Annotated in this window: 7 protein-coding genes; 1 reads left to right on the forward strand and 6 read right to left on the reverse strand. The window is 47.2% G+C overall.

What is annotated here, in order from left to right:
- Positions 1-302 precede the first annotated feature (302 nt).
- Positions 303-1,244, reverse strand: coding sequence for an IS1595 family transposase (locus tag AKL11_RS01215; RefSeq protein WP_436404683.1), 942 nt, complete (start codon positions 1,242-1,244; stop codon positions 303-305).
- A 288-nt stretch (positions 1,245-1,532) separates the two neighbouring features.
- The gene (gene plsB, locus AKL11_RS01220) at positions 1,533-4,025 is read right to left on the reverse strand and encodes a glycerol-3-phosphate 1-O-acyltransferase PlsB (RefSeq protein WP_067514758.1); all 2,493 of its coding nucleotides are present in this window, start codon (positions 4,023-4,025) and stop codon (positions 1,533-1,535) included.
- Positions 4,026-5,198: 1,173 nt separating this feature from the next.
- Between plsB and AKL11_RS26760 the strand changes: the two genes are divergently transcribed.
- Positions 5,199-5,897 carry a M28 family peptidase gene (locus AKL11_RS26760; RefSeq protein WP_436404684.1) on the forward strand — a complete coding sequence of 233 codons (699 nt, stop codon included), beginning with the start codon at positions 5,199-5,201 and terminating at the stop codon, positions 5,895-5,897.
- A gap of 64 nt (positions 5,898-5,961) precedes the next feature.
- On the opposite strand, the gene AKL11_RS01230 is transcribed toward AKL11_RS26760, so the two are convergent.
- From AKL11_RS01230 to AKL11_RS01245, 4 genes are all read right to left on the reverse strand, one after another.
- Entirely contained in the window at positions 5,962-6,363 is a 402-nt protein-coding gene (locus AKL11_RS01230; protein ID WP_067514761.1) for a hypothetical protein, read from the reverse strand.
- Between the two features lie 9 nt (positions 6,364-6,372).
- Entirely contained in the window at positions 6,373-7,509 is a 1,137-nt protein-coding gene (gene dapE / locus AKL11_RS01235; RefSeq protein WP_067514763.1) for a succinyl-diaminopimelate desuccinylase, read from the reverse strand.
- Positions 7,510-7,565: 56 nt separating this feature from the next.
- Entirely contained in the window at positions 7,566-8,654 is a 1,089-nt protein-coding gene (locus AKL11_RS01240) for a beta-N-acetylglucosaminidase domain-containing protein (protein WP_095210077.1), read from the reverse strand.
- Positions 8,655-8,794: 140 nt separating this feature from the next.
- Entirely contained in the window at positions 8,795-8,983 is a 189-nt protein-coding gene (locus tag AKL11_RS01245) for a hypothetical protein (protein ID WP_157673351.1), read from the reverse strand.
- Positions 8,984-9,120 lie beyond the last annotated feature (137 nt).

Here is a 9,120-nt window from a genome sequence, read left to right on the forward strand (position 1 = left end):
TTAAGTTGAAGAGACTTTACCCGGTGCTGCCAGAATAAGCAGATAACCTGTGGCAAGAATTCTAATTTTTTGAGCCATGGATAAAGCTATAGTTCTATTTTCCCGAGCAAAGCAGGGAGGTGGGTTACTATGTGTAAAATTGTCTACTTATTGTAGAAAATCAAAAAACTCAGTTTAGTTGGTGTGACTTTCGCATTCGAATCCGATGTTTGAGAAAGGCTGGTCGATTGACCACACCTTCTTATCAAATGCTGTCGGATGGAGTACTAGGGCTTGTTTTCTCTTCAAATGCTCGTTTGAGGCTAAGTTACCGTTAATGGTTGGAAGCACCAATGTTCAGCAATTTTGCTAACCAATCGGCCAGCAGTTAACTTATTTGCCGCTGTAAGTTCCCGTCTCCAGGCCAGATAATGGGGTAGGTAACGAGTAGCAACCCCTTGGAATATGCCGCCAATCCAGCGTTTTAGATGTCTGTGATAAGAGYTTACAGTCTGGATGTGATAGATACCTTCAACAACATGTTGACCTGCAGATGTCACCAGCTCCTTAAAGTCAAATCCAAGCTTGTCTGCAAGTTTTTCATGTGCAAGGTGGGCATCCGCACAAACCGTGGCCTGTATCGATATACGGCCATTTAAATGCCTGCATAATTCATTAGCACTTTCGTTTTCCAGAACACCGTCGACAGTATTTCGATTGCGGTCCCGAGCCACCATCACCGGTACTTTTCGGGCTTTGTGGGGATCATTACCACGCTTTCTAGCTGGTCTTGGTAGGCCTTCTCTCTGCCCTTTGAAGGATTCACGGAAGAATGTTTCATCGAGCTCCGTAATGCCACAAAGCTCTTCTGCCTGGTCATTATTGATCACCTCAAGAAAGCGATGACGCCAGCGGAACGCGGACTTCAAGTCAATGCCATTCTCAGCAGCAGCGGGTCGCAAGACCATAGAGTAAGTCATGCCTGTAAGGTACTTGCTCCATTTTTCAGGGTGCCTGAGCCTTGCCAAAGGTGTTCCGCTAAAAGCATTAAATGTGGAGTCACAAGTCTTGCAGTGGTAGCGCTGTCGGCCATTCCGTATACCCCAGCGACCAACGCTATGGCTTTTGCATCTGGGACATTTGGGGTTTATTGCAAACTTGGACAGTATGCTTTTTTCTACGTCAGGTGTTGTATTATTATTGGATAAAGATTTACTGCAAAGTGTTTCTGAATCAGTGGTTTCTACTGCCTCAGTAATTTCTATTTGGGCACTAACGAGCGAGGTGTTAAGAATGTCTCGCTGCTCACTGGTTAATGATGAAATGGAATCAAATCAATAAAATTCTGGAAGAGTTCAGATTGCATATCACTCCCCTACCACGTTGATTTTATAGGAGTTTAGCTGATTCAACCATTAACGGTAACTTAGCCCTCGTTTGAGCTTTGTTCATTTTAATTCTCGTTCCCACGCAAAGCATGGGAACGAGATATTTGGGATTTTGCGACACCCTCAGAGCATGGGAACGAGGTTTGTGGAGTTTCGCGACAACCTTTAGCTCGCTACTGTCTCGCTACTATTGCTCACACCGTGACGGCTGGTCTGATCAATGCTGTGACGTATTTCCGTCGTCAGCAGCATATGCGCTTGATTAGCCACCTTCTGAACATTGTCGTCGAATACCAGCTTGTTGGTTTGAGTAATGTTCAGAACACCATGAAGCTGCAACTGAGTAATAAAACTTCTGAACAGTGCCTTATCGAAGAATTCTGGCGCATTTAAACCATGAATAATTGACAGGCGCTGAGCCAGCACACCGCTTTGGTGTTCCAAAGCTTCTGCTTCGATATTACCACTGCCATTTCTGAGCAGAAGGCTAATCACCATGTAGAAGCGTTCCAGCGTCTGCATAATAGCGCGGGACATGACATTCAGCATGATGTACTCGGAGGAGGCTGGATCTGGCTGATGGTAATAGCGTTCTCCATTATCTTCAGTGCAGGTAATCAGGCCTTCATCCACCATGCAATCCAACCACTGTTGTACAACCGCTTCGATCTCCTCCTCAGTCCACTGCAGATAAAGCTCCGCTTTCAGATATGGGTAGAGAATACGACAGATGCGCAATAAGTCTTTGCCAGCGATATCCGCATGGTTAACAAAGAAGCAGCTGATCAGTGATGGAATCGCAAACATGTGCAGAACGTTGTTGCGATAGTAGGTCATGGAAATGGCGGTTTTCTCATCCATACTGATGATATCGCCAAGGGCATCCGTTTGACGGGTGACCAGCTGCAGTTTTTCCACATAGTGAACCATGCTGCGGGCATCAAGCTCCGTCATTGCCGTTCTATCACTGTACGGAACCATGGACAGAAGGCGTGTATATGCATCCAGCTGTCGGATCAGTTCTTCTTCACCCAGTGCATGCCGAGGTGAAGACAACAGTGCCGTGGCAACCAGGTTTACGGGATTGATGACTGCCGCCGAGTTGATCTTGCTGGCAATCAGATCACCAAGGTTGCCGGTGGCTTTGATCAGCCATTCTGGCTTCTCTTCTGGCAATGAACTGTCTCGCCAGTGCGGCGCTTGCTGATCAAGAAAGTGGTTCAGGTCGATGGCTTCACCAAAAGTGATCCATGCTTTACCGAACTCATTCCTGAGAGCAGCAAGGGTTCTCACGATATCAAAAGGCGACTCTTTCTTTTTGGCTTCGCCACGAAGCTCACCAAGATAACTGGCCATTTCCAACAGTTTTTCATAACCGATGTAAACGGGCACAAACGCCACTGGTTTGCGGTGGTCTCGCAGGTAACTTCTCACCGTAATGGACAGCATGCCGGTTTTAGGCGTCAGTGTTCGTCCGGTTCTGGAGCGGCCACCTTCAATAAAGTACTCCGTCGCAAAGCCTTTGCCGGTCAGGGTGTACATGTATTCATGAAATACAGTGCTGTACAACGGGTTGCCACGGAAGGTGCGACGCATAAAGAAAGCGCCGCACTTACGAAGAATGGTGCCAACCACGGGCATATTCAGGTTGATGCCAGCAGCAATATGCGGCGGTGGTAAACCTTCGTAGAACAGCACGTAGGAGAGCAGCAGATAGTCAATGTGGCTGCGATGACAGGGCACGTAAACAACCGTATGGGTTTGAGCCAGTTTTTTTAGCGGCTCGACATGGCTGACTTTGACGCCGCTGTAGAGTTTGTTCCAGAACCAGGTCAGCAGGATATCCAAAAAACGGATAGCGGGCATGGAGAAATCGGAAGCAATTTCGTTAGCGTATTTACGCGCCTTGGCCTCTGCTTCAACCAGAGTGATTTCTTGAGCGGCAGCTTCTGCGGCAATGGCCTTCTGGATTTTTGGTGTGCCGATCAGCGTATTAACGAGCTGTCTGCGATGGGAGAGATCCGGTCCCAGCACAGAGGCTTTTTTCTGGCGGAAATGTACTCGGAGAATGCGGTTAACCTTGCGGACTCCTCGAGATAGATTGTCGCTGTCGTCCACGATCTCCTGTAATGAGAGGACAGGGCTAAAGTAAACCATCGTTTGGCGACCATGGAGCAATGTAGCCAGGAATTTACTAAAACGCCCGCCCAGGCTGAAGTTCCAATCGAACAGAAGTTTAAATGCTGACTGCTCCTTATCAGGAGACCGACCCCAGAGGATGGTAACCGGCACTAGTTGTATATCTTTCTGCTGGCTTTCTACTTCACTGACTAGTTTCTCCAGCAGCTCGGGCGATTCCGGACGTGTTCTCTGGAGAATTAAACCTTCATGTTGACTGAGGAAGAAATGGGCTTTGCTTTCAGGGTGGCTGGCATCAATGGTGTGATAGGGGCGGGGCAGACCCGCTTTGATACACTCACTCTCCAGCACCATCAGATCCGTCAGAGATCGTTGGTGCATAACGTAAACGACAGGTTTTTCTGGGTTCAGACCCAGGCTTTGAGCGCTGTTATTTTCAACAGTGGTGCGAACCCACGTGGAGAGCAGCTTTCTCAGGCTATGGAAAACATAGCGATTAAGGGTAATAGGCTTCAGCATGGAACTGGCTCTTGGCCTGCATCCGTATAATTTAGGGGGTTAGAAATATCAGGTTGCGGGCATATAGATGATTCGAGATGGAATACTTACATGCCCGAACTAAGCTCGGGGGCATTTTAGCCTCATAACCACTATATACGCAAAGAAATGGTTAGTGTTCTTAAACTCTATGAAGGGTGTGTGTTCTATCTACTACGTTGATTATGTGCCACCGGGAGTTGCACCAGGTTATTTAGCCGGGTGCAATTTTTGAATCCTTATCTTATATAGGTGTCGAAATTGTTTGAAATGAATGCACTGAACAGAAGTAGTGGAAGTGGTGGAAGTTCTGAGATCAACGATTTGCTATCACCGGCAACGGCTGTGAATGACCCACGGATTGAGGATGGTCGTCGTAGAGGTGGTGAGCAGAGTAGCTTTCGTGGACGGCTTTGTACCTGTGCATATGGGGTTGCTTTCATAGCGATTGGTATGTTGGTCGGAGGCATTGTTGCTGGGTTTGCATTTCCCGTCATTTGCAACAGAAGCGCATCATCCTCATTGGGAAAAGTGTTGTGCCAGCCTGACATGCAATGCCCGGTTGATACTGTCAACTTCGGTGATGTCAGCCGTGCTGTTACCTCCACTGAAGCGTCTGAAGGAATGACATTCTTTCCTGAGTGTTCGGGGCAGCCGCATGTTAACTGTAACAATGGTGTGATCATTGACTCTGTAAACTATAACCCAACAACATCAGAGCCAACAACATCAGAGCCAACAACAGCAGAGCTAACAACAGCAGAACCAACAACAGCAGAATCAACAACAGCAGAACCAACAACAACAGCAGCGACTATGACAGCAGAACCAACAACAGCAGAATCAACAACAACAGAACCAACAACAACAGCAGCGACTATGACAGCAGAACCAACGACAATAGTGATTACGACAGCGGGGGCTATAACAACAGAACCCATTGTAGATAAAGACGAAAGTGAATTTGCTATTTCCACCCAAGTCTCTATGCCGCATCTCTATGACGATTATGTCTCATTGAAAAGTGCTGGTATTCGCAGTAATTCCTGTGGGAAAAGCTCTGTCAGCTTCCAATCAGCTGTGAACCTGGTAAAGGAAAAAATCGATCAGATGGGGATTGCAAATTATCAACAAAATTACCAACGAGCTCGAGATATGTTTTTTCCTGATAATTTAGGATCGGTAGATAACTGTTTTGGCCTTAACTCATGCAATTTATACGCTTTTCTTCCAGGGAATAAAGAAAGTGTCGTTGTTGTGGGCACCCGTCTGACCAGTATGCAAAATTGTGGAAGTCCGGGCAGTAATGCTCCGGGGGTTGCCGGCCAGCTTGAGGCAATGAGAATTTTGAATGATTCGGATCGGAGGGGACATTCAGTATTGTTCGTATTCTGGGGGGAGCAGGGTGGTATAGGAGGGGCAAAAGCCTTGCTTGATAATAATGCACTCCACACTGTTATGCGGAATTTAAAAGCAAACGACGATAGTCAGGAAATAGATTTCTATATAAATATGAATTCAATAGCAGCAATTAATTATGATAAGAAAAAACCCTGGGAGATAGGCAGGAAATACTTGCTGGATTTTGTGGATAGAGAAGAAAAATTTGGGGAGCTAAAAAAACACTTAAAATCCTTCTTTGAATATAAAGGTGAAAAAATTGATGAAGTATCCATCGGTAATCTTTCCGAACAAAAAGAGTTTATAGATAAAGGGATACCATCAGTTACTCTGGCATCGGGTTATGGAAAAGATGGAGAGCAGGCTGAGGCCTGCCTCATTGATTACGAGGAATTTAAAATAAATACCGAAGCTTTGGTTTATACCCTTTCAAAGTTGACGGTTGCAGGGTAATAGCCGCTATGCTCGAGCCTTCCCGAGCATACAGTGAAACGAAGTATGTATTATTAACATTCTTCTATGACGCATTTGGCCATTTAATCAGGCTATCCTGACCGCTTTCGTCAAGCTGCCACCATTCATCCATATCAGCTCCTTCTTGCCATGGACCGGAGTTACAGCGAACACGACACTGTGCAAAACCATTGAGGCTTCTGGCGCACTGAGTATCGTCTTCCCAAGGTGTGCCACTGCTTTTGAACCAGATGCTGGTCCAGGCTTTACCAACGGCGCTCTCCACAATCATGATTGGGATTTTTTTGCCGTCGTAGCTGACTTCCAGATCATGAACCACTTTGCCACTGTTTACAGTGACAAGGTGGTCGAAGGTGTTTTCAAGCCATTGTTGAATGGTTTTCAAAGAGAGGCTCTTGGCGTAAATCTCAATGTCATCCACTTCAGTGTGATGGGAAGCGCACATCGTAAAAAGTCATTTGTTGGTTAGCAAGTGCTTAAGTATACCCTCATATATTTCGTGGAGTGTATTCAGATCTTCCGCTTTTACGCATTCATTGACTTTATGGATGGTGGCATTTACCGGGCCAAGCTCTACAACCTGAGCTCCGGTGGGGGCAATAAAGCGCCCGTCGGAAGTGCCGCCAGAAGTGGAAAGTTCGGTTTCAGTGCCTGTGATTTCACGAATACTCTCCCGGGCAGCGTTGACCAAAGCGCCCGGATGCGTCAGGAATGGCTGACCGCTGAGGTGCCACTCAATATCGTATTCCAGCTGATGCTTATCAAGAATGGCAAGCACGCGCTTTTGGATATCATCCGCCGTCAGCTCCGAAGAGAAGCGGAAGTTGAAGTTCACCTGGCACTCACCGGGAATCACGTTACTGGCACCGGCGCCTGCATGAATTTGCCAAATCTGAAAGCTGGTAGGTGGAAAGTATTCATTACCTTCATCCCAAACCTCGCCAGTCAGGTCAGCAATGGCCAGCGCCACCTCATGCACCGGGTTTCTGGCCAGATGTGGATAAGCCACATGACCTTGAATGCCTTTGATGGTCAAATGACCATGGAGAGAGCCGCGTCGGCCATTTTTGACCACATCTCCCACAGTATTGGTGCTGGAAGGCTCGCCCACGAGACACCAGTCTATTTTTTCGTTACGAGCTTCCAGATGCTCAATGACTTTCACAGTGCCATTTTTTGCCGGGCCTTCTTCATCGCTGGTGATGAGAAAGGCAATGGAGCCTTCGTGATCCGGGTGGGCGGCAAGAAATTCTTCACAGGCCGTAACCATCGCAGCGAGGCTGCCTTTCATATCTGCCGCACCACGACCATGGAGCATGCCGTCAATGATGGCCGGTTTGAAAGGCGGGTTGTCCCACTTTTCTTCTGGTCCGGTAGGCACGACATCGGTATGGCCGGCAAAGGCAAGAACGGGGGCTTTGTCGCCTTTGCGCAGCCAGATGTTTTCCACTTCACCAAAGCGCAGTCTTTCTACTTTAAAGCCAAGAGGCTCAAGACGGCTGATCATTAACTCCTGACAACCTTCATCCTCAGGGGTAACTGATGCGCGGCTCATCAGATCTATGGCCAGCTCAAGCGTCTTTGATAACATTCACTATTCCTGTAAGTATTCGTTGTTTTTGTTGGATTCAAATGTATTGGATTAGTTCACTGTTTCAGATTCAACCAGTGCACTATTTCGTCAGAAAAAGGTTTTTCGACCGGTGACTGCAGGGCGGAAAAGGTATCCTGTAATCGTTGCCGGGTAAACTCCGAAAAGTTCAGGGTGCCTTCTTCGGTTAAGTAAATCAGATTATCGATAATCGCCTTCGCGAGTGAATCACCGCAAAGATCATGAACCGTGTTTCTAAAACTGGCGTGACCGTCAAAGCGCTCTTTCTGCTGATAAAGATCGCTCAACGTGGCAATCGGAATCATGGATAACCAGGGTTGAATCATGGTGTTGGCAGCATGTCCGCTACACCATTCACTGATCTGCCATGGTCGTCCGGTGAAGGTGTAAATACGCAGGCGGCTTTTTAGCCAGTCAGGGTCGTTTACCGGATAGTTGTCCCAGAGGAAGGGCTTTCGGCGGAAGTCATCTGCGATTTGTTGCAGCCCCGGCTGGTCATAACCAAGAGAAATAACATGATCGCCGGTCCAGAAAATATCAAATTTCGGGTCCAGATATTTCCCTTGCTCCGACCAGTAATTCTCAGGCATCGCGCCATAAACACGCTGAAGTAATGGATCCTTGGAATAGTAGGTACCACAGACAATGAACTGTTTTGCCGTGCTCAGGCTGGCAATGTAGTCAGCAATCTCCGCCTGCTTTCTGGCCAGGTCGATCACATCATTGGTGAAATCATCAAAGAGAATACAGAGGATGTCCGGATTCAGTTCGTTAAGCGCGTTAACTTTTTCTTTGAGCTGCAACCGGCTTTGCTTATCCAGTTCCCGGATATTGTAGGGCGTAAAGCCAATCCCGAAGCGAATGCCCTTACTCTGAAAACCAGAGGCCAGAGCTTTTAATTCATCGAAGGATTCCTGAGGCCAGGGCTGTTGCCACTGCTCCCGAAGGAAAGGATCATTCTTCGGTGCGTAGATGAAAAAATCCATGCTGCGCGCAGCGCAGAAGTTCACATACGCTTTTCGTGAACTCCAGTTCCATATATTTTCTTTATCATACAGCCCTTCTATCACGCCGTAGGAGAATGCCATCAGTGGTGATTCCAAAAATTGAGTAGCCTTTTGCATATAGTCGCAGAGGGCTTGAATTTTGCAACTGTCAGAGGCGGTTTGGTTTAGAAAATGATGTGTTGAGCTGAACTTTTAATTGAGTCAATGGTCTCACTTTCTAACTTCGACCTGATAACTCACTTAAGAAAATCATTGCCTCAATCCCTGCCACCCCATTCGCGCTCTGGATCACCAGATCTTGAAGAAGCACTATCCTCAGCATCGGCGGGGGCATCACCAACACTTTCCAGGCGTTCATCTTTCAATAGTTCAACACCGCTCGAAGAGCTGCCACCTCCATACTCTCCAACATCCGGTTCGCATTCTGCAAGTATTGCCTCAGGCAACACTGGGAACCCTAGTGTTAAGGAACAGCCTGAACTGCTTAGAAGGTTTGTGACACGCACAGGCGGAACCTTTATTGTCAAAACTAAAGACCTTGAAAAAATTCAATTGTTTATATGCCCATGTTCTGAAACAGCTA

Source organism: Endozoicomonas ascidiicola, from assembly GCF_001646945.1.
Taxonomy (GTDB): domain Bacteria; phylum Pseudomonadota; class Gammaproteobacteria; order Pseudomonadales; family Endozoicomonadaceae; genus Endozoicomonas; species Endozoicomonas ascidiicola.

What these genes read in the sequence shown, in the direction of transcription:
- plsB (WP_067514758.1), bottom strand. Translation starts at nt 4,025, where the DNA reads ATGCTGAAGCCTATTACCCTTAATCGCTATGTTTTCCATAGCCTGAGA.
- AKL11_RS26760 (WP_436404684.1), top strand. Translation starts at nt 5,199, where the DNA reads ATGTTTTTTCCTGATAATTTAGGATCGGTAGATAACTGTTTTGGCCTT.
- AKL11_RS01240 (WP_095210077.1), bottom strand. Translation starts at nt 8,654, where the DNA reads ATGCAAAAGGCTACTCAATTTTTGGAATCACCACTGATGGCATTCTCC.
- AKL11_RS01230 (WP_067514761.1), bottom strand. Translation starts at nt 6,363, where the DNA reads ATGTGCGCTTCCCATCACACTGAAGTGGATGACATTGAGATTTACGCC.
- dapE (WP_067514763.1), bottom strand. Translation starts at nt 7,509, where the DNA reads ATGTTATCAAAGACGCTTGAGCTGGCCATAGATCTGATGAGCCGCGCA.